The 25,915-nt window shown below is 64.6% G+C and carries 29 protein-coding genes; 17 read left to right on the top strand and 12 right to left on the bottom strand.

Annotated elements, in window-relative coordinates; all coding sequences use genetic code 11:
- Window positions 1-50: 50 nt before the first annotated feature.
- Window positions 51-971: a LysR substrate-binding domain-containing protein gene (locus FJ953_RS06170; protein ID WP_140623558.1), complete on the bottom strand. Its 921-nt coding sequence runs from the start codon at window positions 969-971 to the stop codon at window positions 51-53.
- A gap of 115 nt (window positions 972-1,086) precedes the next feature.
- Between FJ953_RS06170 and FJ953_RS06165 the strand changes: the two genes are divergently transcribed.
- From FJ953_RS06165 to FJ953_RS06135, 7 genes are all read left to right on the top strand, one after another.
- A complete protein-coding gene (locus tag FJ953_RS06165) occupies window positions 1,087-2,415 on the top strand; it encodes an MFS transporter (protein WP_140559352.1) in 1,329 nt (442 codons plus the stop codon).
- A gap of 100 nt (window positions 2,416-2,515) precedes the next feature.
- A complete protein-coding gene (locus FJ953_RS06160; RefSeq protein ID WP_140559353.1) occupies window positions 2,516-3,697 on the top strand; it encodes a cell wall hydrolase in 1,182 nt (393 codons plus the stop codon).
- A gap of 256 nt (window positions 3,698-3,953) precedes the next feature.
- On the top strand, window positions 3,954-4,352 hold the full coding sequence (locus tag FJ953_RS06155; protein WP_140498124.1) for an AtpZ/AtpI family protein: 399 nt from the start codon (window positions 3,954-3,956) through the stop codon (window positions 4,350-4,352).
- Between the two features lie 87 nt (window positions 4,353-4,439).
- Window positions 4,440-5,198, top strand: coding sequence for a F0F1 ATP synthase subunit A (locus FJ953_RS06150; RefSeq protein ID WP_140497962.1), 759 nt, complete (start codon window positions 4,440-4,442; stop codon window positions 5,196-5,198).
- An 84-nt stretch (window positions 5,199-5,282) separates the two neighbouring features.
- Window positions 5,283-5,507 carry a F0F1 ATP synthase subunit C gene (locus tag FJ953_RS06145; RefSeq protein WP_140497964.1) on the top strand — a complete coding sequence of 75 codons (225 nt, stop codon included), beginning with the start codon at window positions 5,283-5,285 and terminating at the stop codon, window positions 5,505-5,507.
- Window positions 5,508-5,601: 94 nt separating this feature from the next.
- Window positions 5,602-6,201 carry a F0F1 ATP synthase subunit B gene (locus FJ953_RS06140; protein ID WP_140497966.1) on the top strand — a complete coding sequence of 200 codons (600 nt, stop codon included), beginning with the start codon at window positions 5,602-5,604 and terminating at the stop codon, window positions 6,199-6,201.
- Window positions 6,202-6,211: 10 nt separating this feature from the next.
- Window positions 6,212-6,703, top strand: a complete 492-nt coding sequence (locus FJ953_RS06135) for a F0F1 ATP synthase subunit B (protein WP_140514758.1) — start codon at window positions 6,212-6,214, stop codon at window positions 6,701-6,703.
- A gap of 251 nt (window positions 6,704-6,954) precedes the next feature.
- On the opposite strand, the gene FJ953_RS06130 is transcribed toward FJ953_RS06135, so the two are convergent.
- Together FJ953_RS06130 and FJ953_RS06125 are read right to left on the bottom strand one after the other, a co-directional pair.
- Window positions 6,955-7,650, bottom strand: coding sequence for a ribonuclease HII (locus tag FJ953_RS06130; RefSeq protein ID WP_140514759.1), 696 nt, complete (start codon window positions 7,648-7,650; stop codon window positions 6,955-6,957).
- 142 nt (window positions 7,651-7,792) lie between these two features.
- The gene (locus FJ953_RS06125; RefSeq protein ID WP_140559479.1) at window positions 7,793-8,947 is read right to left on the bottom strand and encodes a PA0069 family radical SAM protein; all 1,155 of its coding nucleotides are present in this window, start codon (window positions 8,945-8,947) and stop codon (window positions 7,793-7,795) included.
- 150 nt (window positions 8,948-9,097) lie between these two features.
- Here FJ953_RS06125 and FJ953_RS06120 point away from each other — a divergent pair, with 150 nt between their 5' ends.
- Window positions 9,098-9,622, top strand: a complete 525-nt coding sequence (locus FJ953_RS06120) for a glycosyltransferase (RefSeq protein WP_140514953.1) — start codon at window positions 9,098-9,100, stop codon at window positions 9,620-9,622.
- 148 nt (window positions 9,623-9,770) lie between these two features.
- Here FJ953_RS06120 and FJ953_RS06115 read toward each other — a convergent pair whose 3' ends face one another.
- The 7 genes from FJ953_RS06115 to FJ953_RS06085 form a co-directional block, all read right to left on the bottom strand.
- Window positions 9,771-10,127 (bottom strand): hypothetical protein, encoded by a 357-nt coding sequence (locus FJ953_RS06115; RefSeq protein WP_140623556.1) that lies wholly within the window; start codon window positions 10,125-10,127, stop codon window positions 9,771-9,773.
- Window positions 10,128-10,338: 211 nt separating this feature from the next.
- Window positions 10,339-10,893, bottom strand: a complete 555-nt coding sequence (gene moaB, locus FJ953_RS06110) for a molybdenum cofactor biosynthesis protein B (protein ID WP_140564282.1) — start codon at window positions 10,891-10,893, stop codon at window positions 10,339-10,341.
- Window positions 10,880-11,758: a 4-(cytidine 5'-diphospho)-2-C-methyl-D-erythritol kinase gene (locus FJ953_RS06105; protein WP_140623555.1), complete on the bottom strand. Its 879-nt coding sequence runs from the start codon at window positions 11,756-11,758 to the stop codon at window positions 10,880-10,882. Before FJ953_RS06105 ends, moaB begins: the two co-directional genes overlap by 14 nt.
- 50 nt (window positions 11,759-11,808) lie before the next feature.
- A complete protein-coding gene (locus tag FJ953_RS06100) occupies window positions 11,809-11,994 on the bottom strand; it encodes a hypothetical protein (protein ID WP_140623553.1) in 186 nt (61 codons plus the stop codon).
- A 137-nt stretch (window positions 11,995-12,131) separates the two neighbouring features.
- Window positions 12,132-12,995 (bottom strand): S49 family peptidase, encoded by an 864-nt coding sequence (locus FJ953_RS06095; protein WP_140623552.1) that lies wholly within the window; start codon window positions 12,993-12,995, stop codon window positions 12,132-12,134.
- An 87-nt stretch (window positions 12,996-13,082) separates the two neighbouring features.
- Window positions 13,083-13,883, bottom strand: a complete 801-nt coding sequence (locus tag FJ953_RS06090; RefSeq protein ID WP_140623550.1) for a methyltransferase — start codon at window positions 13,881-13,883, stop codon at window positions 13,083-13,085.
- Complete coding sequence (locus FJ953_RS06085; protein ID WP_135901951.1) at window positions 13,883-14,107, bottom strand: DUF2007 domain-containing protein; 225 nt, start codon at window positions 14,105-14,107, stop codon at window positions 13,883-13,885. Before FJ953_RS06085 ends, FJ953_RS06090 begins: the two co-directional genes overlap by 1 nt.
- Window positions 14,108-14,272: 165 nt before the next feature.
- Between FJ953_RS06085 and FJ953_RS06080 the strand changes: the two genes are divergently transcribed.
- The 5 genes from FJ953_RS06080 (at window position 14,273) to FJ953_RS06060 (ending at window position 19,159) form a co-directional block, all read left to right on the top strand.
- Window positions 14,273-15,289, top strand: a complete 1,017-nt coding sequence (locus tag FJ953_RS06080) for a polyprenyl synthetase family protein (protein WP_140497986.1) — start codon at window positions 14,273-14,275, stop codon at window positions 15,287-15,289.
- Window positions 15,290-15,395: 106 nt separating this feature from the next.
- Complete coding sequence (locus FJ953_RS06075) at window positions 15,396-16,064, top strand: GntR family transcriptional regulator (protein WP_140580741.1); 669 nt, start codon at window positions 15,396-15,398, stop codon at window positions 16,062-16,064.
- A gap of 105 nt (window positions 16,065-16,169) precedes the next feature.
- The gene (locus FJ953_RS06070; RefSeq protein ID WP_140497991.1) at window positions 16,170-16,751 is read left to right on the top strand and encodes a biotin transporter BioY; all 582 of its coding nucleotides are present in this window, start codon (window positions 16,170-16,172) and stop codon (window positions 16,749-16,751) included.
- Window positions 16,752-16,759: 8 nt separating this feature from the next.
- Window positions 16,760-17,227, top strand: a complete 468-nt coding sequence (locus FJ953_RS06065) for a DUF1284 domain-containing protein (protein ID WP_140497994.1) — start codon at window positions 16,760-16,762, stop codon at window positions 17,225-17,227.
- A 159-nt stretch (window positions 17,228-17,386) separates the two neighbouring features.
- Entirely contained in the window at window positions 17,387-19,159 is a 1,773-nt protein-coding gene (locus tag FJ953_RS06060; protein ID WP_140580743.1) for a tetratricopeptide repeat protein, read from the top strand.
- Between the two features lie 62 nt (window positions 19,160-19,221).
- Here FJ953_RS06060 and FJ953_RS06055 read toward each other — a convergent pair whose 3' ends face one another.
- Window positions 19,222-19,683: a GNAT family N-acetyltransferase gene (locus tag FJ953_RS06055; RefSeq protein WP_140498002.1), complete on the bottom strand. Its 462-nt coding sequence runs from the start codon at window positions 19,681-19,683 to the stop codon at window positions 19,222-19,224.
- A 210-nt stretch (window positions 19,684-19,893) separates the two neighbouring features.
- Here FJ953_RS06055 and FJ953_RS06050 point away from each other — a divergent pair, with 210 nt between their 5' ends.
- The 3 genes from FJ953_RS06050 (at window position 19,894) to glyS (ending at window position 24,232) form a co-directional block, all read left to right on the top strand.
- On the top strand, window positions 19,894-20,814 hold the full coding sequence (locus tag FJ953_RS06050; protein WP_181165179.1) for a glycine--tRNA ligase subunit alpha: 921 nt from the start codon (window positions 19,894-19,896) through the stop codon (window positions 20,812-20,814).
- 141 nt (window positions 20,815-20,955) lie between these two features.
- Window positions 20,956-21,624, top strand: a complete 669-nt coding sequence (locus tag FJ953_RS30760) for a DUF559 domain-containing protein (RefSeq protein ID WP_246674727.1) — start codon at window positions 20,956-20,958, stop codon at window positions 21,622-21,624.
- 307 nt (window positions 21,625-21,931) lie between these two features.
- Window positions 21,932-24,232, top strand: coding sequence for a glycine--tRNA ligase subunit beta (gene glyS / locus FJ953_RS06035; RefSeq protein ID WP_140623546.1), 2,301 nt, complete (start codon window positions 21,932-21,934; stop codon window positions 24,230-24,232).
- A gap of 88 nt (window positions 24,233-24,320) precedes the next feature.
- Here the strand turns inward: glyS and FJ953_RS06030 are convergent, their stop codons facing one another.
- Window positions 24,321-24,770, bottom strand: a complete 450-nt coding sequence (locus FJ953_RS06030) for a hypothetical protein (RefSeq protein WP_140498011.1) — start codon at window positions 24,768-24,770, stop codon at window positions 24,321-24,323.
- A gap of 161 nt (window positions 24,771-24,931) precedes the next feature.
- On the opposite strand from FJ953_RS06030, the gene FJ953_RS06025 reads away from it, so the two are divergent.
- Complete coding sequence (locus tag FJ953_RS06025) at window positions 24,932-25,906, top strand: L-threonylcarbamoyladenylate synthase (RefSeq protein WP_181175004.1); 975 nt, start codon at window positions 24,932-24,934, stop codon at window positions 25,904-25,906.
- The last annotated feature ends 9 nt before the right edge of the window (window positions 25,907-25,915 follow it).

Below are 25,915 nucleotides of genomic sequence, written 5' to 3'. Positions count from 1 at the left end.
TTCGACGCGGCGTAGATCCTGGAATGACGAAGAGGGGTTGCGACCTGGGCCTAGGCGACCTTCAGCAGGTTCTCATCCGTCCGCGCGCCTTCCGGTAGCGCCTGCCGCGCCGCTTCCAGCAGGATATCGGCGAGGCGGGCGGCCACCGGTTCGGGTTCGGCGTCCCTGCGGTGCAGGAACAGCGTCATCCTGGGCAGCGCCGGGAGCCTGGCAATCTCCGGCGTCATCGCGCTGACGCTGGCCGGCAGGCCGATGTCGGTGCGGATCGTCAGCCCGAGCCCGGCTGCGACCGCGGCCCAGATGCCGCCAAGGCTCGGGCTGGAGAAGGCCATGCGCCAAGGCAGGCCGGCGCGGTCGAGCGTTTCGGTTGCGACCGTGCGCAACAGGCAAGGTGCTTCCAGCGCCACCAGTGGCAGCGGCTCGCCATGGCGCAGGCTGGTCTCGATGCGCTTTGCCGGGCCGATCCAGCGCATCTGCACGTCGGCGACATGCTGGCTGTATGGCAGCGTCGCGCCGCTGTGCCAGGCAAGTGCGATGTCCAGGCTGCCCGAGATGATCCGCTCCGCGAGCTCATGGCTGCGCGCGATGCGGGCCTCGATCTTGACTTTGGGATGGGCACGGGCGAAGCGGCCGAGCACGTCAGGTAGCACCGCCTCGCCAAAATCCTCCTGCAGGCCGAGCCGCACCCAGCCTTCCAGCTCGACATCATGGATGGCGGCGGCCGCCTCGTCATTGAGCTCGACCAGCCGCCGCGCATAGCCGAGCATGGTCTCGCCAGCTTCCGTCAGTGCCAGCCCGCGTCCCGACTTGCGGAAGATAGGCGTCGCCGCCTGCTCCTCCAGTTTCTTCAACTGCGCGCTGACCGCCGAGGTCGAGCGGCCAAGCCGGTCGGCCGCCTTGGCGAAGCTGCCAAGCTCCATTCCGGTGACGAAGCTTCTGAGGACGTCGAGGTCGAATGTCACGCGTCGCATGATAATCCCGTTTTTAGGATTGTGCGTCAAAAACTTCCTGATTTTATGGACAAAGCTATGGCGATAGACATGCGCCGTCAAGGCCGGTCACCGGGCCGCAAACGGGAATGAAACCATGTCCGCCATCGTCACCCGCACCGATTGTCAGTCGACGCCACGGGCCGAAGGCTCCGGCTCCAGGACCTTCACGCCCAATCACCGCTGGAAGGTGCTGGGCATCGGCGTCGCCGCCAATGCCGGTTTTTCCGCTACTTTCTCCGGCATACCGGCAACCGCGGTGCTGATGCGGCAGGGCTATCATCTCGGCAATGCTCAGCTCGGCCTGGCGCTTGGCCTTCTCGGTCTGGGCGTTGCGCTCAGCGAACTGCCCTGGGGCCTGCTCACCGATCGCTGGGGCGATCGCCGTGTGCTTTTGACCGGGCTCGGCGCCACGGCGGCGTGGCTGTTCCTGATGGCGTTGCTCATCGTTCCATCCTCGTCCGGCGAGCCGGGCGTTCATGTCCTGGCCGCTGCCTTGCTCGTCACCGGCCTGCTCGGCGGCAGCGTCAACGGTTCGAGCGGCCGCGCCATCATGGGCTGGTTCCGCGAAGGCGAGCGCGGATTCGCCATGAGCATCCGGCAGACGGCGGTGCCGCTTGGCGGCGGGCTGGGCGCTCTTGTCCTGCCCTCGCTTGCCGCCAGGCATGGCTTCGCGGCGGTCTATGGCCTGCTCGCCGCCTTCTCCGTGATCTCCGCCTTCTTCGCCTGGCGCTGGCTGCACGAACCGCCGACGCAGGGTTCGGCCGCGCCGACCGTTCTGGCCGGGCCCCCGCCGCTGCGCAATGTCGAGGTCTGGCGCATCGCAGCGGCCATCGGCCTGCTGTGCTTTCCGCAAGTGGCCGTACTCACCTTCGCATCGGTCTTCCTACACGACTTCGCCGGCATGGGGACCCTGGCCACCAGCGCAAGCCTCGCCGCCGTGCAGACCGGCGCCATGGCGATGCGCGTCTGGAGCGGCCGCTTCACCGACCGCCACGGCAACCGCCGGCCGTTCCTGCGCCTGTGCAGTGCGCTCAGCGCGCTTGCCTTCACGCTGCTCTGGCTGCTGGTCCTGGCCAGCCCGACCATATCAGGCGGCCAACCCGTCGTGATGGCCACGCTTCCCGTGATGCTGATTGTCGCAGGCATCCTGGTCTCCGCCTGGCATGGCGTCGCCTACACCGAGCTTGCCACGCTTGCCGGCGCTGGCCATGTCGGCACCGCGCTCAGCCTGGCCAACAGCTTCGTTTTCATAGGTTTCTTCCTGGTTCCGGTGGCCATTCCCGGGCTCTTGCATCTCTGGTCCTGGCCCGGCGTCTGGTTGTCGGCGGCGGCGTGCGCGTTGATCGCGTGGCCCATCTTCCTGCGGCCGGCCTCCATGTCCGTCCCGCCGCAAAACCGCCCCACTTCGCAACCACGAGCCTGAGCCGACCGGGAAAACCCGATCGAAGCTGTTAACGTCCCATCAAGGTTAATGCATCATTTTGCTCTCCAGTGGGGTCAGTAGCGTTCCTGGAGAGAGTTCCGTGCATCGACGTGTCTTGACGCGCCTTGTTGCCGTCGCCGGTGAGAAGAAACGCAGCCTCGTGGCACCTTTCATCGTCGGCCTCGGCATCTGGATCGGATTTCCGACGGTTTCCGCCTACCAGGATATGACGAGCCTCGTTTCCGGCCTCGAGGCGCCGACCCGCTGGAATTCCTATGTCGAGAAATCCGTCGCCGGATCGGTCCATGCCGCCGAGATGCCGTTTGTCGACGACGCTGTGACGGGTTCGCTCTCCGGATCGGGGGTGCGCCTGCCCGGCGTCGGCGCCGTCTCCTTTCGCGGCAAGGGCGGCAAGGTCAGCACGACGCCTGATGAGGACCGCATCGTGCGCGCCGACAAGAAGGGCCGCATCGTCCAGATCTCTCCCGTCGCCCCGCCGAAGAACTTCAACGCCGGCTCGATCTTCGAGCGCACCTCATCCCTGCTGCGGCCCAGCATGGACAGCGGCCTGAAGATGGCTTTCGCCAAACCCGAGATCAAAGGCAAGGAAATCCAGATCGCCGCGGCATTCCACGCGCGTGAGGACAAGAAGCCGGATCCCGGCGTGTCGCCCATGCTTGCCGCCCTGGTCAACAACGATCATCCGGATGTGCTGGCGACGGCCTATGCGCAGGCCGCGCCCGATTATGCCAAGGCGTCGCCCTTCGAGGCCCTGCTCCAGGACGAGGAGCCCAACAACGGCCGTTTCATCCCGCCGATGGCCAAGGGCGACCATTCGTGGATCCAGAATCCACTTCCGGCGAGCGTCTTCTCCAAGCCCGAGCAGAAATGCCTGGCCAACGGCATCTATTTCGAGGCGCGGGGCGAATCCGTGCGCGGCCAGGCCGCCGTCGCCCAGGTCATCCTCAACCGTGTCCGCAATCCGGCCTATCCCAATTCGATCTGCGGCGTCGTCTACCAGAACGACAGCTGGTTCAACCGTTGCCAGTTCTCCTTCGCCTGCGACGGCAGGAAGAAGCGCATCGACAACCCGGTCGCCTACAAGACTGCGCAGGACGTCGGCATGGCGGTGACCGCCGGCAAGGTCTTCATTCCCGAAGTCGGATCGTCGACCCACTATTATGCCAATTACGTCCATCCCAACTGGGCGCGCACGATGCAGAAGATGACCAAGATCGGCCTGCATATCTTCTATCGCACCTATGGCGGCGGCTGGAGCTGAACGCCCGATAGGCGTCCATATTTTTGCGCGGCTGCGCGGTCTCTCGAAGAGCCGTCGCGCGGAGGATTCGCGCAAGGCGTCCGCGTCGCCATGGCGGGCACGATGTCGCACCTCTATACTGCATTGATTTCATTGTATAAAATACATGGTAACGAACTTCCGCCCGTGGCTTGACGGGCGCAAACCCTCTAACTATGTTGCCGGCGACTTTAGAAGCGGACGGACGGTGACGGTCTGCCCGGGCAGGGGGGTTGCGATGGCCGATGAAACTGGGCCAGGCGGAACCGGAGAAACCGGCCGCGGCAAGCAGCACGAAGCCGCCATCCGCGACGACGAACTTGAGCGCCGCCGGCGTGAACTTGAAGCATCGCTTGCGACAAGGCGGCCGGACCGGCTCGAGGGGAAAGATGCGAAACCAGTGACCGGGTACGGTCAGGCACTCAAGCTGTCCAGCGAGTTCATCGCCGGGGTGGTGGTCGGTGCCGCCATCGGCTGGATCATCGACCGTCTGGCGGGGACATCGCCATGGGGTCTGATCGTGTTTCTGCTGCTTGGTTTTGGCGCGGGCGTGCTCAATGTCATGCGTTCGGCAGGCGTTGTGGCGGAATTCGGACAGGGCGACAAATCGCGCTCTGGCCGCGACGACAGCAAGTGACCGCTCTTCAGGCGGCATTTGGAAATAGCCGCCTTTCGACGGGCGGCATGGTAACAAGGCCGCATGCGGCACTGACGGGGTTTGAACGTGGCAGCTGACAAGGTCGATCCGATCCACCAGTTCCATATCAACAAGCTGATACCGATCGATATCGGTGGCTACGACTTGTCCTTTACCAATTCGGCGCTGTTCATGGTCGCGACCGTTGTCGTCGCTGCGGCATTCCTGTTTCTGACGACGTCGAGCCGCAGCCTCGTTCCCGGCCGGCTGCAATCGATCTCCGAAATGGCCTATGAATTCGTCGGCAACATGTTGCGCGACGCCGCCGGCACGCAGGGCATGAAGTTCTTTCCCTTCGTGTTTTCCCTGTTCATGTTCGTGCTGGTCGCCAACCTGCTTGGCCTGTTCCCGTATTTCTTCACCGTCACCAGCCACATCATCGTCACCTTCGGCCTCGCCGTCTTGGTTATCGGCACCGTGATTGTCTACGGTTTCGGCAAGCACGGCCTTGGTTTCCTCAAGCTGTTCGTGCCGCAAGGCGTGCCGGTGTTCCTGCTGCCGCTGGTGGTGCTGATCGAAGTGATCTCCTTCGTCTCGCGCCCCGTCAGCCTCTCGGTTCGTCTGTTCGCCAACATGCTCGCCGGGCACATCACGCTGAAGGTCTTCTCCGGCTTCGTGGTCAGCCTCTCGGCGCTGGGCGCGGTCGGCGTCGCTGGCTCGGTGCTGCCGCTGGCGATGGCCGTGGCGTTGACCGCGCTCGAACTGCTGGTCGCCTTCCTTCAGGCCTATGTCTTCGCGGTGCTGACCTGCATGTACCTCAACGACGCCCTGCACCCGGGGCACTGATAAAAAATTTCCGGCGCAAGAGTTTTCAACATTGCCGCCGGAATGGAATCGCAACGGAATTTCAGATCCAAAGGAGTTGAACAAATGGACGTAGAAGCAGCAAAGTACATCGGCGCCGGCATCGCTTGCCTCGGCATGGGCGGCGCGGGCATTGGCCTCGGCAACATCTTCGGCAGCTATCTCTCGGGCGCGCTGCGCAACCCGTCGGCCGCCGATGGCCAGTTCGGCCGTCTGATCTTCGGCTTCGCCGTGACCGAAGCTCTGGGCATCTTCTCGCTTCTCATCGCGCTGCTGGCCCTGTTCGGCTGAGCCCCTGTTTGGCTGAGCCGCTATTTGGCTAAGCTATGGGAAGATTGGACAGGCCGGCCGCGAGAGCGGCGGGTCTGATATCAGGGGATAGTCCATGTTCGTGACATCTGCCTTTGCGCAAGAGTCCGCGCCTGCCACCGAGGCTGGCCACGCTGCGACGGAAGGCGACACGCATTCCGGCACCAGCGTGCCTGCCGAGGCTCATGGCATGTTTCCGCCATTCGATCCGGCGACGTTTCCGTCGCAGCTTCTTTGGCTGGCGATCACGTTTGGGCTCTTCTACCTCTTCCTGAAGAGGGTGGTGGTGCCGCGCGTCGGCGGCATCATCGATGTCCGCAACGACCGTATCAGCCAGGATCTCGATCAGGCCGCGAAGTTGAAGGGCGAGGCCGACGCCGCCGTTGCTGCTTACGAGCAGGAGCTGGCGGAAGCCAAGAAAAACGCCAACGCCATCGGCCAGCAGGCCAATGACGCGGCCAAGGCGGAAGCCGAGACCGCGCGCAAGAAGATCGAGGCCGCGCTCGACGAGAAGCTCGGCGAGGCCGAGGCGCGCATTTCTTCCATCAAGGCCAACGCCATGAAGGAAGTCGGCAGCATCGCCGAGGACACTGCCTCGGCGATCGTCGAGGCGCTGGTCGGCGGCAAGGCCAGCAAGGCCGAGATTGCGGCCGCGGTCAAGTCCGTGGCCGGGTGAGGAGCGCATCATGGACGCCACATCTCTTGCAACGCTCTGGGCCACGATCGCCCTGGTCATCTTTTTGGGTATCGCCATCTACATCAAGGTGCCCCGCCTGATCGCCAAGGCGCTCGATGCCCGCGCCGCCAGGATCAGCAGCGAGCTTGACGAGGCGCGCAGGCTGCGCGAGGAGGCCCAGCAGTTGCTTGGCCAATACCAGCGCAAGCGCAAGGAAGCCGAGCAGGAGGCCGCGGACATCGTCGCCGCGGCCAAGCGCGAAGCCGAACTGCTCGCCGCCGAGGCGCACAAGAAGACCGAGGACTACGTCGCGCGGCGCACCGCTCTTGCCGAACAGAAGATCGGCCAGGCCGAGCGCGAGGCGATCGGCGAAGTGCGCGCCAGCGCCGTCGACATCGCCGTCGAAGCCGCTCGCACGCTGCTCGCCGGCAAGATCGACGCCAAGGCGGGAGCCGACCTGTTCAAGACCTCGCTCGCCGATGTGAAGGCGAAGCTGAACTGAGTTGATCGCATCGAACAATCAAAGGCTGCCTGGGAAACCCGGCGGCTTTTTTGTTGGCTGGGATAATCTCCCCCCTCGAGGGGGAGATGTCGCCGAAGGCGACAGAGGGGGTCGGTACGTCCTGGCGCGACCTTCTGTCCGGCGAAAGAGCAGGTCGGCGCTTCACGCGCGGCGACCCCCTCTGGCCTGTCGGCCATCTCGCCCCTCCAGGGTTTCTCGTGGGGGGAGATATGCGCTCGGCTGCTTTCGCCCTAATCCAGCCCGGCGAAGCTCTCTTCTTCCACCACCTCGGCACCTTCAAGCCTGAATGGCGCGAACGACACGCGGTGCAGCCGCGCCACCGGCCCGTGCGTCTCGATCGCGGTGCGATGGCGGACCGTGGCATAGCCCATATGCACTTCGAAGCCATAGTGCTGGTGATGGCTGCCGCAGCCGCACATCATGCGGTCGCGCATCACCTTGGCGACGATCGAGGCGGCGGCGATGGATTGCGAGCGCTGGTCGCCCTTGATCAGCGCGCGCCCCGTGCAAGGCAGGCCCGGCGGCACGTCGCGCCCATCGGCAAGCGCGAGCTTCGGCTGCACCGGCAGGCCGGCGACCGCACGGCGCATCGCCTCCAGGCTCGCCTTGAGGATGTTACTGCCGTCAATGCCCTCGGCGCTGACCGAGGCCATCGACACGCCGAGCGCGGAGCCGATGATGCGCACGAACAGCGCCTCGCGTTGCAAATGGCTGAGCCGTTTGGAATCGTCGAGGCCGTCGGGGATGTTGGCAGGGTCGAGCACGACCGCAGCCGCCACCACCGGTCCGGCCAGCGGGCCGCGTCCGGCCTCGTCCATCCCCGCGACCGGCCACAGGCCTTCGGCCATCGCCTTCGTCTCGAAGGAGAAATCGGGTTTCTCGACGATTTCGAAGAGAGGCGGAGAATCAGAACGCGCGCGAGCCATGTTGCGGCGAGGTTCGCATCGGCTCTGATTCTCCGCAAGTCCCTCCGGGTCGGGTGGGGCGCCGGACCGGGAGGGCACCGTCTGCAGGCCGGGGCAGGCCGGACGGGATTTTTTCGCCACGGCGGCAAACAGCCGCGGTCGTTCAAAGCAGCATCAACTGCTCCTGGTCCTTGCCGGCGGCGACGAACTGGTCGGTCCGCAGCGTGCGCCGCTCGGCATTGAGACCGAGCCGCTTGGCGGTGATTTCGAAGCGCCGGCCGATCTGCCAGGCGTAAGGACCCGCGCCCTTCATGCGCTTGCCCCATTCCGAATCGTAATCCTTGCCCTCGCGCATCGAGCGGATCAGCGACATCACATGGCGATAGCGGTCGGGATAGTGGCGCAGCAGCCAGTCCTTGAAGATCGGGCTGACCTCGAGCGGCAGGCGCAGCACGACATAGCCCGCCTCGCGTGCGCCGGCATGGTGCGCCGAATCGAGGATGCGTTCCATCTCCTGATCGGTCAGCCCGGGGATGATCGGCGCGACCATGACCGAAGCAGGGATGCCGGCATCCGCAAGCTGCCTGATCGCCTCCAGCCGCTTGGCCGGCGTCGAGGCCCGTGGCTCCATGGTGCGCGCCAGCATGCGGTCGAGCGTGGTCACCGACAACGCCACCTTGGCGAGGCCCCGTTCAGCCATGCGTGACAAGATGTCGATATCGCGCGTCACCAGGGCGGATTTGGTGACGATGCCGACCGGGTGGCCGCGCGCCTCCAGCACTTCGAGGATCTCGCGCATGATCCGGTACTGCTTCTCGATCGGCTGGTAGGGATCGGTATTGGTGCCGATGGCGATGGTTCGCGGCTGGTAACCGTCCTTCGACAGTTCCTTGTCGAGCAGGCGCGCCGCGTCGGGCTTGGCGAACAGTTTGGATTCGAAATCCAGCCCCGGCGACAGGCCCATGAAACTGTGCGTCGGCCGCGCAAAGCAATAGACGCAGCCATGCTCGCAGCCGCGATAGGGATTGATCGAGCGGTCGAAGGAGATGTCGGGCGATTCATTGCGGGTGATTATGGTACGCGGCTTCTCGACCTGCACCTCGGTCTTGAAGGGAGGCAGTTCCTCCAGCGAGTTCCAGCCATCGTCGAAGACATGCCGGCTGACCGGCTCGAACCGGCCGGACGGGTTGATGCCTGCCGACCGGCCGCGGTTGCGGTCCGGACGCACGCGCATGCCGCTCTGCTCGATCATAGCATTGGCTATTTCGGCTCGTCCTGCTCCGAAGGCGGCAATGTCGGCGCGCATGATCGGTTCCATCTTCGCCCGCTCCCAGGGACTGTCCATGTTGTTTCGAATCGCTCTGCTCATGAATTTAATCCTATTTGCCGAACGAGAACAAAGCAAGAACTTTCTATGGTGCGCCGCAAAAACTGGCGCTGCGTTCCGCTTTCCGCTATTCGGCAAATGATGCTCACCGTTCTCATAGAGACCCACAATGACGAGGAGGGCCTCGCTCGCACCCTGGCGACGCTGATCGGCGGCGCGGTCGAGGGCGTGGTGCGCGAGGTCATCGTTTGCGACACCGGTTCCACCGACCAGACCCATCGCGTCGCCGAGCATGCCGGGTGCCAGTATGCGACCGACGGCGTCGCGGCGGCCATCCGGCACGCGAAAGGCGATTGGCTGTTGCTGCTGGAACCGGGCGCGCGGCTGGTCGACGGATGGATCGACGAGGTCGTTGCGCATACAGCGAGGCAAACCATGGCGGCGCGGTTTTCACGCACACGCGCCGGCCGCGCGCCATTCCTGGCCCGTATCTTCTCGGGAAACCGTGCCTTGGCCGACGGGCTGCTGATCAGCAAGCGCCAGGCCACATCCTTGTCGAAAAGAGCCGGCAGCGCCGAGGCTCTCGCTCGCGGCCTGGCGACCAAGCGGCTGGATGCCGAAATCTGGGCCGCTCCGGCAAAACAAGAGCACCGCCCGTCCAAATGATTTTGCAGCTGCTCTGTCTACGTGCGTTGCACATGTGACGCGCAGCCAGTTTCCGATCACGCGGGTGCCGGCGCGCAGGCCGCGGCTGATGATGGAAGTGGTTTCGGTGTCTCGCGGTCCTCGCGCCGGTGCTTCCACGGCGAGCCGGTCATTCGCTAAAACGCATCTCGACAGGCATCCAGCGAAGACGACGTCTGGCTTGACGCTCTGCCTTGCTTTCCGCGTCGTAGTCGACCGGGATCGGTTCCTGACTGAACGACCTTTGATCGTCCAGGGCGTTGATGATGACGATTGCCCTGGCATCGTCCTCTCCGGCGATTGCGGCGGTATAGACACCGCATTCACCGCAGATCAGGTAGTCGGCCGTCCCCAATCCAAAACGGTATTTCTTCAATCGCTGGATGTCCTTGACTGAGATGATCAGCCTGCCGTCCGGATCGGCGACGGCGCGCGAGCCATGCTTGGTACAGAACGAGCACTGGCAGGCGCGAACCTCGATTGTCAATGGATCGAGCTCGGTTGAAAATCGAAGGTGTATGTTGCCGCAATGGCACCCGCCATTATGCACTGTCATCGCGTCCGCCCGTCTTCAACGGCGATGGCCGCCGCCGCGAGACGATACGTCCTGCCGCATCCGGTTTGGAATGGTCTTTCGAAGGCGAAGGCGGTGTTCTGCCTGGCAAACGCGGCGTGAAACCAGCGCCTTGCCTCGGCTTTCACGGAGCCGACATGCCGCGCCGCAGGTGCTCGTCCAGGCGCGGCATGATCTCGACGAAGTTGCAGGGCATGTGCCGGTAGTCGAGCTGCGCCTTCAAGATGCCGTCCCAGGCATCCTTGCAGGCGCCGGGCGAGCCCGGCAGCACGAAGACGAAGGTGGCGTTGACGACGCCGCCGGTCGCCCGGCTCTGGATCGTGGAGGTGCCGATCTTGTCGTAGGAAATGCGGTGGAACACCTCGGAAAAACCATCCATGCGCTTTTCGAAGATCGGCTCCAGCGCGTCCGGCGTCACGTCGCGCCCGGTGAAGCCGGTGCCGCCGGTGGTGATGACCACATCGATCCCATCATCCTTCGACCAGCCGAGCACCTTGTTGCGGATCTTGTCTCCATCGTCGGTGACGATATCGCGGGCGGCAAGGATGTGGCCGGCTTCCGCGATGCGGTCGGCCAGCGTCTGGCCGGACCTGTCGTCGGCAAGGCTGCGCGTGTCGGAAACGGTCAGCACCGCGATGCGGACCGGAATGAAGGAACGGCTCTCGTCAGTCCTGGCCATGGGCATCTGCCTCCGCCGTCATGCTGCGGGTCGCGGCGACGAACCAGTCGGGTTGCCGGGCACGGATGTCGGCGGCCGCGCGTTTGGCGACGTTGCCGGTCTCGAACAGGCCGAAGCAGGTGGCGCCGGAACCCGACATGCGGGCAAAACCGGCCCCGGCCTTGTTCAGCACCGAAAGTGCCTTGCCGATAGCGGGCTCGATGGCCCGGGCCGCCGGCTCAAGGTCGTTGCGCGTAATCTCCAGCCAGTTGCGCAGGCTGTGGAAGTCGACCACGCGCGGCAGCGGCGGAAGCGCTTCATTGTCGCGCCGCGACAGCGCGTTGAACACGTCGGCTGTCGAGACCGCCTTGCCGGGATTGACCAGCACCAGTCCGAGCGCCGAGAAATCCGGCACGATCGACAACTCCTCGCCGATGCCGCGTGCAATCAGCGGCCTGGCTGCCAGACACATGGGAATGTCGGCGCCGAGCGAAAGCCCGATCCGCGCCAGCGCGGCATCGTCGATGTCGAGTTGCCAGCTTGCCGCAAGCCCGCGCAGAACTGCTGCCGCATCGCTCGACCCGCCGCCGACGCCGGAAGCGACGGGCAGGTTCTTTTCGAGCTTGATGGAGACCGGCGGCGTGCCGCGAGGACCGGCCGCCTGCCGCAGCGCGTCACGCGCCCTGAGCACCAGATTGCTGCCGTCGACGGGAACATCCGGAGCGTAGCGGCCGGACACGCTGAAATCGTCTCGCTCGGCAAGCGCGATCTCGATCCTGTCGCCAAAGCGCGTGAACACCGCCAGGCTTTCGATCAGATGATACCCGTCATCGCGCCTGCCGGTGACATGCAGAGCGAGGTTTATCTTGGCGGGCGCCGGCCACATCCGGACGCGCTGGCCGGATTCCAGGCTCTCGATTGCGAGTGAAATGAGGATCAGTCCTTGGCCAGCCGGTACTCGCCGGTCTTCGGATCCTTCACCAGCGTCCCCATCGCGCCGTTTGCCGTCTGCTTTTCGGTGCGCCGCACCTTGGCGGTTACGCGCTCGGCCTCGCGGATGAAGGTGCGGTAGCCAAAATAAGCGGCGATCCCGACGGCGGCGAAGAAAATGATCTGCGGCATATCAAAACTCCTCCCACGCTGGGCCGGCGAAGGGCGGCCGGTCGGGTCGGTTGGCGCATGTCGTCCAAAGGCGGTTTCTGGAGAAAAACGACATGCATGGAACTTCGAGGTTCATGCTAGACGGTTTTGCCGGGTTTTCAAAGCCCGAAGCGCGCCCACAAAGCGCGCTCTTGCGCCGCATCGATCACGCCCCCGGTGACAGCGGCGGCAATATCGGGCGCCGAAAATCCCTTGCTCGAGCCGAACAGCCCGAAGCGGCCGAACAAACCGCGCGGCGCCGAGATCAGCTTGAGTTGGGTTTTCGCCCCGAACCGCGTCTTGAGCACGGATCGCATGTCGCCGAGCGCATCGACAAGCCCAAGCTCCAGGCCGCGCTTGCCGGTCCAGAACAGGCCCGTGAACAGGTCGGGATCGTCCTTGAGCTTGGTGCCGCGCCGCTCCTTGACCAGATCGATGAAGGTTTCGTGCACTTCGAGCTGCAGCGCCTTCAGCCGTTCGATGTCTTCCTTTTTCTCGGGCTTGAACGGATCGAGCACCGACTTGTTCTGCCCTGCCGTATGGACGCGGCGCTCGACGCCGATCTTCTTCATCAGCTCCGGGAAGCCGAACGAAGCCGAGACCACGCCGATCGAGCCGACGATGGATGATGGATCGGCGAAAATCTCGTCGCCGGCGACCGCGATCATGTAGCCGCCCGAGGCAGCGACGTCCTCGACGAAGACCAGCACCTTTCTGTTCTTCTCGATCGCCAGGTCGCGGATACGCTTGAAGATCAGCCGCGACTGCACCGGCGAGCCGCCGGGCGAATTGATGGAGACGGCGATGGCAGGCGCATCGAAGGAAAACGCCTTTTCGATCAGCCCGGCGGTGGAGGCAAGCGACAGGCTGGGACGGAACGGGCCGCCGCCCGCCAGGATGGTGCCGTGCAACCGGATAACCGGAATGGTGACGACCGTGGAACGCCAGGATTTCGGCAGCAGGCGGTTGAAAAGGCGTTTCACTGAGGTCGATCTCCGCTCGATGGGTTGCCAGCATGTAGGAATTTCAAGGCCAACGGCAATGCCGCGGCCATCGCGGCCAGGTTGTGTTCAATCTCCGAACAAGGAGGCGAGGCCGTTGTTGATCATCTCCGTCCGTTCCGACGGGCCGTCGCCCGTCTGCGCGTGAAGCATCAAAGGCGGCCGGATAGCGAGTTTGCCGCGCGCCCCGAGCGTTGCCCTGACGATGATGCGGATCGCCGCGGCATCGGGGCGGGGATGCACGGCCAGCATCTCGGCGTCGCCGAAACGGCCCGCGATCGCATCGAGAAGCGAACCGAGTTGCTCGGGCCGCGCGATGACGGCAAGCCCGCCGCGCGGCCTGACCACTGCTGCGGCACTGCGGATCCAGCCCTCTAACAGCCCGTCCTCCATGACATGCGCTTCCTTTCTCAAGCGCTCGGGCGTGGCGCGGTCCTGCGCGGCGTTGAAGGGCGGATTCATGATGACGAAATCGAAATCATTGTCGCCGAGGCCGGCCGCCGTCCTGGCGCGGCCCGAAAGCGCGACATTGGCGACGAGCACCGAAGCGCGGTCGACGAGGTGAGTGTTGCCGGGATGCGCGAGCGTGGCCGCGGCGAAAGCCGCCATTTCCGGCGCGCGTTCGACCAGCACGGCCCGGGCCGTCGGGCAGCGCGCCAGAACGGCAAGTGCCGCGGCACCGGCGCCGGCGCCGAAATCGGCGAGACGCCCGCCGAAGGAGGACGGCACGGCAGCCGCCAGCATCATGGCGTCCATGCCGGCGCGATGGCCGCCATGCTTGGGCTGCACCAGCCAGAACCGGCCGCGATGGAAGGCATCGACCGTGTGGGCTGGCGTGTCCGGGGCGAGGGCGGCTGGCGCGGCGGACATTATTTTTGGCGGATCTCGTTGGCGATGCCGGCATCCGTCAGGATGCGCCGCGCCGCGTCGGCCTTGTCGGCGTCGACCATGACGCGCCGCGGCAGGATGCCGAGCGAGCCGTCGAGCACGCTCATATTCTGGTCGGCCACGAAGCAGCCGATGCCGGCATCGCGCATCAGCGATTCGACGAAGGAGATGATGACCGCGTCGTTGGTGCGAATGAGCTCTATCATCTGACGAAACTCTCAGTTTGCCGCGTTCATGTAAACGCATGCGAGGCCCGAAACCAGAGAAGCCGCGCCAATTCGCCACTTGCCGTGGCCGCGTTCGCCGCCCTAGAGTCCGTAACGGAACTAAGGGTGCCGTCGCACGCGTTACATCAGACGGGAGAGTTTGTCGTGGGTGTCGTTCTCAACATCGAAAACGGAAAGCGGGAACCCGCCTCCATCAAGGATCTGATCGACCTGACGGCGGCTGACATGGGGCGCGTCAACGAATTGATCCTGTCGAAGGCCGGATCCGATGTCGAGATGATCCCGGAGGTCGCCAACCACTTGATCTCGTCGGGCGGCAAGCGGCTCAGGCCAATGCTGACGCTCGCCGCCGCACAGATGTTCGGCTATGCCGGCGAGGGCCACGTCAAGCTCGCTACATCGGTCGAGTTCATGCACACGGCGACGCTGCTCCACGACGACGTCGTCGACGAGAGCGGCATGCGACGCGGCAAGAAGACGGCCCGCATGATCTGGGGCAACCAGGCGAGCGTGCTGGTCGGCGACTTCCTGCTTGGCCAGGCATTCCGCATGATGGTCGATGTCGGTTCGCTGGAGGCGCTCGACATCCTGTCGAGCGCGGCCTCGATCATCGCCGAGGGCGAGGTCATGCAGCTTGCCGCCGCCAAGAACCTGGAGACCACCGAGGACGAGCATTTCGCCGTCATCAAGGCCAAGACCGCGGCCCTTTTCTCGGCTGCCGCCGAGGTCGGCCCCGTCATCGCCCAGGCGACGCGCAACGACCGCGCCGCCTTGCGCTCCTACGGCATGAATCTCGGGCTCGCCTTCCAGCTGATCGACGATGCGCTGGACTATGGCGGCACCAGCAAGGATCTGGGCAAGAATGTCGGCGACGATTTTCGCGAGGGCAAGGTGACGCTGCCGGTCATTCTCGCCTACCGGCGCGGCAGCAAGGCCGAGCGCACCTTCTGGAAGCGGGCCATCGAGGACAATGTCACCGATGACGCCGGCCTCGGAAAGGCGATCGGGCTGATGACCCACCACGGCGCGATCGCCGACACGATCGGGCGCGCCCGTCATTTCGGCGAGATCGCCCGCGACGCGCTGGCGCCGCTGGAGGCGACGCCGCAGAAATCGGCGCTGATCGACGTCATCGACTTCTGCATCAGCCGGGTGAACTGAGCCGCTGCCTTTCACGCAGCTCTCCTCTGGCTCGTGCTGGGGAGAAATCCGTGAATCCTTCTCCGCCGCCTCGACAAGCTGCCCGGCTGCAAATTATCTATAAAACATGGCAAAGGGCACGGACGACACCATCGCGGTGCGCATCGGCAAGGTTCTGGCGGATCGCATCATCTCGGGCGCGATCGAGCCGGGCGCCCGGTTGCGGCAGGACCATGTCGCCGAGGAGTTTAATACCAGCCATGTGCCCGTGCGCGAGGCCTTTCGCCGCCTCGAGGCGCAAGGCCTCGCCGTCAGCGAACCGCGCCGCGGCGTGCGCGTGGCGGCTTTCGACCTCGGCGAGGTCAAGGAGGTCGCCGAAATGCGGGCGGCGCTCGAAGTGCTGGCGCTGCGCCACGCGGCGCCGCATCTGACCTCCGCTATTCTCGATCGGGCCGAGGAGGCCAGCAAGGCCGGCGACAAATCCCGGGACGTCAGGTCGTGGGAAGAAGCCAACCGCGCCTTTCACCGGTTGATCCTGACGCCATGCGGCATGTCGCGTCTTCTCGCCACCATCGATGACCTGCACGCCGCAAGCGCCCGTTTCCTGTTCGCCGCATGGCGCTCGGAATGGGAGACCCGTACCGGCCAGGACCACCGGGCGATATTGGCCGCCTTGCGGCAGGGCAACACCGAATCGGCCGCGGCGACATTGGGGCGGCACGTGCAATGGATTGGCCGTAAGCCGGTCAGGACAGCCTCCGGCACCACGCGAGAGGCCTTCGCGATCGTGGGCTAACCGCCTTGCGCAAGGCGTGCCTTGCCATCGTCCGAAAATTGTGGCTTCGATAATAGATCGAAGGCAAAAATTATCTATAATTTTGGATCGACCAAGGGAGCCCCTATGACCGACATCGCGTTCTCGTCCGCAAAACCGTCCTTCAGCCCGCTCCGGCTTCAGGAGCGATCGCTCGGCTGGCAGGCGGGCGCCGTCGTGCTCGGCACCCTGTTCCTGGCGCTGTCCTCCTACATCGAGGTGCCGATGGTGCCGGTTCCGGTGACGATGCAGACCTTTGCCGTGACGCTGGTCGGCGCGCTCTACGGCTGGCGGCTGGGCGCGATCACCATCGCCGCCTGGCTGGCCGAGGGTGCGGTCGGCTTCCCGGTTCTGGCCGGCGGGGCTGCCGGCGTACAACATTTTATTGGCCCGACGGGCGGCTATCTCTTCGCCTTCCCGGTTGTCGGCGCACTGGTCGGCTGGCTGGCGGAGCGCGGTTGGAACGGCGGCAGGGTCGTGCTTGCCTTTGCCGCCATGCTGCTCGGCAACCTGCTGTGCCTAGCCCTTGGCACGGCGTGGCTCGCCGTCATCATCGGCGCCGAAAAGGCTGTTGCCTTCGGCTTCCTGCCGTTTGTCCTCGGTGGCCTGCTCAAGTCGGCGCTTGGCGCCGCCACGCTGATGGCGCTCCCGCGCGGCAAGGCGAAATAGCGCCAGCCGTGACGATAAGGCTGCGCGCTCATCACCTCCTTTGCCTGCTCACCTATGTGGGCAAGGGATACAGCCCCGCATTCACGGCCAACTACGACGGTATCGCGCAGCGCCTTGGCCGGGGCGAGGACATACTGGTCGTGTCCGGCCCGGACGACATCTGCGCACCGTTGCTGGATGAACAGGAGCCACATTGCCTGCGGGACAGCGCCGCCGAGCGGGACCGGCTTGCCGCCCACGATGCCGGCGCCTTGCTCGGGCGACCAATCCGGGCCGGTGCGCGCCTCGATCCCGGTGCGGACATGCTGGCGCGGATGCGGCAGGCCTTCTCGGCCGGCCTCACGCGCGAGGCCTGCCGAGGCTGTGAATGGAGCGGCCTGTGCAGCGCGGTGGCGTCAGGCGGATATCAGGGCGCGCGCCTGCGGCCCTCCGGTCTTCCGGGCACTCCTGACGCCGATGCGCCGGTTTCGGGCTGAAAGCCGTTCTTTGCCGGCATGGTTTGTTAATCGGGTGACCCGATTGTGAATTCGAGGCGGATTGAAGCGTGACCCCAAAAAGGCCATGCTTTTCTCCGAAAGATCGAATCTACGTCGATCCCGCTGACGCGGAGATGGCGCCTGGCTGAAAGGGATACGATGCAGCAGGGACGTGCGCGCTGGCTGACAAGGCTGGCACTTGTGACGGGCATGGCGATTTCGGCGCTGCCGGCCTATGCCAAGCAGACCACCGAACCGGTGAAGATCACATCTTTCTCGGGAGCCTATCTGGCTGCCCGGATCGCCGAGGGTGACAACGACCTGGATAATGCCATTGCCTACTACAAGCAGGCCCTGGCCTTCGATCCAAGCGATACGGGCCTGCAGCAGAGCCTGATGCTGTCGCTGATCGCGCAAGGCCGCTTCGACGAATCCCTTGTCTATGCCGACAAGCTCAAGGAAGTTCCCGACGTCGAACGGTTCTCGCGCCTGGCGCTGGCGGTCGATTCCTTCCACAAGAAGGATTTTTCCAAGGCGCAGTATTGGTTGAAGCTGTCGCTGGAATCCGATCTCGACCGGCTGATCTCCGGCGTCATGTCCGGCTGGGCCCAAGAGGGCGCCGGCGACCCCAGCGAGGCGATGGCATCCATCGACAAGCTGCAGGGCCCGGACTGGTTCGGCCTGTTCAAATCCTTCCACCGCGCGCTGATCGCCGACGTGTCCAACATGCCTGAGAAGGCCGACGCGATCTATGCCGCGACCATGCAGGACACCGCCGCCGGCAGCGCGGCTCCCGAAACATGGATGCGCAATGCGCAGGCCTATGCCTCGTTCCTGGCCCGCAAGGGCGACACGGCCAAGGCGGTATCGGTGCTCGACCAGGCCGAGGCGTTTTCGCCGGGCAAGCTGGAAATTGTCGCCTTGCGCGACAGGATCAGCAAGGGCGACAAGATCCCGCCCTTCATAGCCGGCCCATCCGACGGCGCCTCCGAGATATTGCTCGATCTGGCAACCGCGCTCAATCGCGGCGGCGGTGAGCCTTTCGTCAGGCTCTATCTGCAATATGCGCTGGCGCTGAAACCCGACAGCGATGCCGCCCTGGTGCAGCTTGCCGCCGTTTCCGAACAGCTGAAGGACGGCGAGGGGGCCATCGCGCTCTACCGACGGATACCGGATACCTCGCCGCTGAAGGAGCTTTCGGACTTACAGCTTGGCCTCAACCTGGCCGATCTCGATCGCCATGACGAGGCGATCACGCATCTGAAGGCCTTCGTCGATAAGCATCCCAACGACATGCGCGCCTATCTGGCGCTTGGTGGGGTCTATTCGTCGAAGGAGGATTTCCGTTCCGCCGCCAATCTCTACGACAAGGCCGTCGAGGCGCTGAAGACGCCGACCGCCGCCAACTGGAATATCTTCTACCAGCGGGGCATCGCCTATGAGCGGCTGAAGGAATGGCCGAAGGCCGAGCCGAATTTCCGCAAGGCGCTGGAATTGCAGCCCGACCAGCCGCAGGTGCTGAACTATCTCGGCTATTCCTGGGTCGACATGAATATGAACCTGAAGGAAGGCCTGGCGATGATACAGAAGGCCGTCGATCTCAGGCCGAGCGACGGTTACATCGTCGACTCGCTGGGCTGGGCCTATTTCCGCCTCGGCAGGTACGATGACGCGGTGCGCGAAATGGAACGCGCGGTGTCGCTGAAGCCGGAAGATCCGGTGCTGAACGACCATCTCGGCGACGCCTATTGGCGCGTCGGCCGCAAGCTGGAAGCCACCTTCCAGTGGAACCAGGCGCGCGACCTGAAGCCGGATCCCGACGTGCTTGCCGCCTTGCAGCAGAAGCTGATGAAGGGACTGCCGCCGATCGAGTCCAACACGGCGCAGGAAACCCCCAAGGTCAAGCCGGCACCGGCTGCGCCGAAGGGCTAAGATGAAATGATGTTGCTCGCGAACGGGGCCCTTGTCGGGCTCCGTTTTCGTTGGCAGCCGTGTCAGAACAGCTTGCGGTAGACGACGAAGCCCGAGCGTTCGCCGATCCTGTCGTAGAGCTTCATGGCGGTGTGATTGGTCTCGTGCGTCAGCCAGTAGACCCGGCCCGAACCGGCCGCCTGCGCCCGCTCGTAGACGCCCTCGATGAGAGCCCGGCCGATGCCCTTGCCGCGCAAGGTCTCGTCGGTGAAAAGATCCTGCAGATAGCAGTTCGGCGCGACCGCCGTGGTGCTGCGGTGGAAGAGGTAGTGCACGAGGCCGACGAGCCGTCCTTCACTTTCGGCAACCAGCGCATGCACCGGCTCATAGGCGTCGAAGAAGCGCGACCATGTCATGGCGGTGATCTCGCTTGCCAGCGCCGTCTCGCCCGAGCGCCCGTAAAACGCGTTGTAGCCGTCCCACAGCGGCAGCCATTGCGCGAAATCCTGGCGCGTGACCGGGCGGACGGTGATGGAGTTGGGCATGGCTGACCTGTTGTCTGGCGAGGCGGAGTTGTGAGCGTTCACCAGAAGGCACGTGCTCATCGCCGGCAATGGGCCAGCCGCTCGCAAAGCTTTCGACATGCCTCGCGACGCCCGCGCCTTGCTTGACGCTTCGCCGCCGTGTCTCTAGGACGGGGCCGCAAGTCAGCCCTTGCAGCCGAGGCCACCGTGACGATTGAAATCCCCGCCCATATGCATCCCAGCCGCTCCTTTCAGGGGCTGATCCTGACTCTGCACAATTACTGGGCGGACTATGGCTGCGTGATCCTCCAGCCCTACGACATGGAGGTCGGTGCCGGCACCTTCCATCCGGCCACGACGCTGCGGGCGCTTGGACCGAGGCGCTGGAACGCCGCCTACGTCCAGCCTTCGCGCCGCCCCAAGGACGGCCGCTACGGAGAGAATCCGAACCGGCTGCAGCACTACTACCAGTATCAGGTGATCCTGAAGCCCAATCCGCCCAATCTGCAGGAGCTCTATCTCGGCTCTTTGGCGGCGATCGGCATCGACCCGCTGCTGCATGACATCCGCTTTGTCGAAGACGATTGGGAAAGCCCGACGCTGGGCGCCTGGGGCCTTGGCTGGGAATGCTGGTGCGACGGCATGGAGGTGTCGCAGTTCACCTACTTCCAGCAGGTCTGCGGCATCGAATGCGCGCCGGTTGCGGGCGAGCTCACTTATGGTCTGGAACGGCTGGCCATGTATGTGCAGGGCGTCGACAATGTCTACGACCTCAATTTCAACGGCCGCGACGGCGCCGACAAGGTCACCTACGGCGATGTCTTCCTGCAGGCCGAGCAGGAATATTCGCGTCACAATTTCGAATACGCCGACACGACGATGCTGCTGCGCCACTTCGACGATGCCGAGGCCGAATGCAAGGCACTGCTCGATGCCGGTGCGCCCGCATCGAACGACAATCTGCCTGTGCACCGCATGGTGTTTCCCGCCTACGACCAGTGCATCAAGGCCAGTCACGTCTTCAACCTGCTCGACGCGCGCGGCGTGATCTCCGTCACCGAGCGGCAGAGCTACATCCTGCGCGTGCGCAATCTGGCGAAAGCCTGTGGCGAGGCGTTCTTGAAGACGCAGGCCGGCGGGTTGGCGGCCTGATCTCAGGCACCCTCCCTCATCAAATCGAGGGAAGCGTTGATCGGCGATAGAATCTGGCCGCTCGGGCCGGCCATTATACGCAATGCTTGGCGCACGCCCGGCATCGAGAAGGCGCCATGGGCCTGAGCGGTGAAGCAGGCGATGAGCGCCAGGATTTGCAAAAGTCTGGATGCCGTTTTCATGGTCGTTCAGCCAATAGCTCTCTGCCTGAGCGTGGGTCGCTTCAGCGCTGCGTTCGGTTCATGGAAATCTTTGATCCAAGGACGAGTGGGATCATCCCGTCCCGACAGGACGCCCAAAATTTCTGGAAAGGGTGACAGCGGCCAGCCGAGTTGCTATGGCCTCTTTACCTCCCCCTGGATGGGGGAGGTCGCCGCGAAGCGGCGGGTGGGAGTGACAGCGCGACTTCTCATGCCGAAACTCGATCGGTTCAAACTGCGGTCGTCGCAACGGCTTCGTGCGGCAATGACCGACGAGGAACGCATTTTGTGGCGGCACCTATGGCGCATCCCGGTGGAAGGCACTCATTTCCGCAAGCAGGCGTCGGTCGGTATTTACTTCCCTGATTTCATCTCGCACCGCCTGAAGCTGATCATCGAGGTGGACGGCGCTCACCACAGTTTCGATCGCCAGCAACGACACGATGAAGTTCGGACAAAATGGTTCGAAAGTCAGGGCTATCGTGTCATCCGTTTCTGGAACCACGAAATCAAAAACGAACTGGATTCCGTGCTCGATACGATCTATGCGGCGGTGGAAGAACGAAAACCAGACCTTCGCCCGCCAGACGCCGAAGGCGCCAGAGATTGAGACGCCGCCACCCCACCCCGGCGCTGACGCGCCGACCCTCCCCATCGAGGGGAGGGTGAGGAGCTATCCATGCCTGACCTGCTTCTAGAACTTCGCTCCGAGGAAATCCCGGCCCAGCCGCGCGCCCGCAGCGCCGGAGGCGCGAGGACGCGCGAACAGGAAAATGGCATGCGGGCGGAGACACTCTGATGCCGGACCTTTTGCTCGAACTTCGCTCCGAGGAAATCCCGGCCCAGCCGCGCGCCCGCAGCGCCGGAGGCGCGAGGTCGCGCGAACAGGAAAATGGCATGCGGGCGGAGACACTCTGATGCCGGACCTTTTGCTCGAACTTCGCTCCGAGGAAATCCCGGCCCGCATGCAGCGCAAGGCGGCTGGCGATCTGAGGAAGATGCTGACCGACGGCCTGGTCGAGGCAGGGCTGACCTACGAGGCGGCGCGCGAGTACTGGACACCGCGGCGACTGGCGCTCGACATCAGGGGCCTGACCGCGCGCTCGAAGGACATCAGCGAGGAGATCAAGGGGCCGTCGACGACAGCGCCGGAACAGGCGGTCCAGGGCTTCCTGCGCAAGGCCGGGCTTTCCTCGGTCGCCGAGGCACACGTCCATTCCGACCCGAAGAAAGGCGATTTCTACGTCGCCCATGTCTCGAAGCCGGGCAGGGCGGCGGAAGAGATCATCGCCGGACTGGTGCCTGGCATCATCCGCAATTTCCCGTGGCCGAAATCGATGCGTTGGGGGCCGGCCTCGGCCAAGCCCGGCTCGCTGCGCTGGGTGCGGCCGCTGCAATCGATCCTGTGCACCTTCGGTCCGGAAACCGAGGAGCCGGTCGTGGTCGATTTCGAGATCGACGGCATCCGTTCGGGCAATGTCACTTACGGCCACCGCTTTCACGCGCCCGGCGAAATCACCGTGCGCCGCTTCGACGACTATGTAAGCAAGCTGGAAGCGGCCAAGGTCGTGCTCGACGCAGACCGGCGCAAGGAGATCATCCTTGCCGATGCCCGCAATCTCGCTTTCGCCAACGGGCTGGATCTGGTCGAGGACGAGGGGCTTCTGGAAGAGGTGTCCGGGCTGGTCGAATGGCCTGTCGTGCTGATGGGCGCGTTCGAAGAGGCTTTCCTGGCCATTCCGGCCGAGGTGATCCGCCTGACCATCCGCGCCAACCAGAAGTGCTTTGTGACATCGCGCCCAATCTCCCCCCTCGAGGGGGAGATGTCGGCGAAGCCGACAGAGGGGGTCGGCACGACGGGACGCGACTCCCTTTCGCGCACAGAGGATGCCGGCGCTCAACGTGAGACGACCCCCTCTGCCCTGCCGGGCATCTCCCCCTCAAGGGGGGAGATCAGCGAACTTTCCAACCGCTTCATCCTCACCGCCAACATCGAGGCTAGTGACGACGGCAAGGAGATCGTCCACGGCAACGGCAAGGTGGTGCGCGCGCGCCTCTCCGACGCGCTCTATTTCTGGACGACCGACCAAGGCGATCTGCCTGATCTCGCCGAGCTCGAGGCGTCGGCGAAAAAGTTCGGGCTCGACCTGAAGAAGCCGCTCGACCAGCGCACCGCGCGCCTCGACCACCTCAATGTGACCTTCCACGCCAAGCTTGGCACGCAGGGCGCGCGCGTGGTGCGGATCAGGCGATTGGCGGAGGAACTGGCGCCGCTCGTCGGCGCCGATCCCGCGCTCGCCGCTCGCGCCGCGGTTCTCGCCAAGGCCGATCTGACCACCGAAGTCGTCGGAGAGTTCCCGGAATTGCAGGGCGCCATGGGCCGCAAATACGCGCTGCTGCAAGGCGAAAACCCATCCGTGGCTGCGGCCATCGAGGAACACTACAAACCTCAGGGGCCGTCCGATTACGTGCCGAGCGATCCGGTGTCGATCGCCGTCGCGCTCGCCGACAAGCTGGATACGCTTGTCGGTTTCTGGGCCATCGATGAAAAGCCGACAGGCTCGAAGGATCCTTACGCGCTACGTCGCGCTGCGCTCGGCGTGGTGAGGATTTTGGTCGAGAACCGCATTCGACTGGGGCTGACGACGATCTTCGGCAGCGCCTCCATGAATTACACGGTTGGCAGTACGGATCAGGTCCGAGACCTCCTCGCCTTCTTCCACGACCGCCTGAAAGTCTACCTACGCGATCAGGGCGCTCGCCACGACCTGATCGACGCTGTCATCACGCCGCAGTCGGATGACCTGCTGCAGATCGTACGCCGCGTCGAGGCGCTCGGCACTTTCCTCGACACCGAGAACGGCAAGAACCTGCTTGCCGGCACCAAGCGCGCGGCCAATATTTTGGCTGCCGAGGAGAAGAAGAAAACGGCGATCGCCGAAACCGTCGAGCCCGCGCTGTTCCGCGAGGATGCCGAGAAATCGCTGTTCGCGGCGGTGAATCAGGCCGAGAAGCAAGCCGGCGAAGCGATTCAAAACGAAGACTTTTCCGCCGCCATGCTTGCGCTTAGCGTTTTGCGCGAACCGGTTGATTCATTCTTTGAACGCGTTCTCGTGAATGATGAGGATCAGGCCGTGCGCGCCAATCGATTGGCGCTGCTCGCCCGCATCCGCGCGGCCACCGACCAGGTCGCGGATTTCTCCAAGATCGCGGGCTAGAGGGACTTCAGGCGGCGACACTCGTCCACGGCGCAAAAGCGGCCGTCCGGCAATGGTGCCGGGCGCCGGACCGACGTCAAGACAGCCGCTACTTGAGCTTGCCGACCCCAGGGACGGGCTGCTGCGCTGCCGCCGCCGGCGCGGCTGCCGGTGATGTCGCCGGGGTCTCCTGCCCATTCGCCGCTGGTGCCGCTGAAGCGGTGGCGGTTGCAGGGGCAGTGGCCGGCGCCTTGGCCTGCGTGGGCGTCGAGAAGGCGCTGCCGACAATACCGCCGCGAATGATCATCGGGTTTTGCAGGAAGCCGTGCCGCGCCTCAGGCGCGTTCGGGATCGCTGCCACTTTTTCATAGGTGACGTCAGGTTCACCGAGCGCGGTGACCGACCGCATATCGCCTGCCTTGGCAGCATCGGCTGCCTCCAGCGTGACAATGGACGGCGTTGCGGACGGCGCGCCGGGAAAGACCAGTGACGAGGCCTGGGCCCCGCCGGCCATCGCCGCCAGCGTGATAGCAAGCGTTCCCCAAATACGCACAGACACGATGAAAGCTCCCCATTACCCGAAGCCGCACGATAGCGGGTCGGAATTGATGCCGGCTTTCGCGGAACCGTAGCATTTTAGGGATTGTTAAATCGCCAAGGGCCGGGCTTGCCCCTTGGACGCCATCGTACTACGCAGCCGGCATTCGTGAGGTGACCAGAGTGGCTGAAATTCTTGCCGTCGGCGAGGCGATGGAACGGGCATTGGCGCTGCTTGAAAGCGGCGATGTGGTCGCCATTCCGACCGAGACCGTCTATGGGCTCGCCGGCGACGCCACCAACGGCATCGGCGTGGCGCGCATCTTCGAGGCCAAGGGGCGGCCGCGCTTCAACCCTCTGATCGCCCATGTCACCGATATGGCGATGGCCGAGCGCATTGCTTTGTTCGATCCGCTGTCGAGGAAATTGGCGCTTGCGTTCTGGCCGGGTCCTTTGACGCTGGTGCTGCCGCAGCGGCCCGGCAACGGCATTCATCCGCTGGTCAGCGCCGGGCTCGACACGATCGCCTTGCGCATGCCGAGGGGCTTTGGCGGCGACCTGATTGCAAGGCTCGGCCGGCCGCTTGCGGCTCCCAGCGCCAATTCCTCCGGCAGGATCAGCGCGACGACGGCGCAAGCCGTGGCGGCTGATCTCGGCGCACGCATAAAGCTGGTCGTCGATGGCGGGGCGACGCCGGTCGGGCTGGAATCGACCATCGTCAAGGCCGAAGAGGGAAAATTGCGTCTGCTGAGGCCCGGCGGGATTGCCGCCCAGGAAATCGAGGCGGTCGTCGGCATGGAGTTGTTGCGCGGCGTCGACGCCGGTGTCGAGGCGCCGGGCATGCTTGCCTCGCACTATGCGCCTGGCGCCGCGGTGCGGCTCAACGCCGGGACCGTCGGCGAAGCCGAGGCGCTGCTGGCCTTCGGCAAACGTCGCGCTGAAGGCTGGCAAAACGCGGCCGCCTGCCTCAATCTGTCCGAGGCTGGCGACCTGCGCGAAGCGGCGAGCAATCTTTTCGCCTACATGCAGGAACTCGATCGCAGCGGCGCGCGGATCATCGCCGTCGAACCCGTTCCCTTCGACGGGCTAGGCGAAGCGATCAACGATCGGCTTTCACGTGCCGCCGCGCCGCGTGACAACAGCTTGCCACCAACATAGTTTCGCGCA

The organism is Mesorhizobium sp. B2-3-6 (assembly GCF_006442305.1).
Classification (GTDB): Bacteria; Pseudomonadota; Alphaproteobacteria; order Rhizobiales; family Rhizobiaceae; genus Mesorhizobium.
The sequence above is the reverse complement of the archived record's forward strand: the minus strand, read 5'-3'. Positions and strand labels throughout refer to the sequence as shown.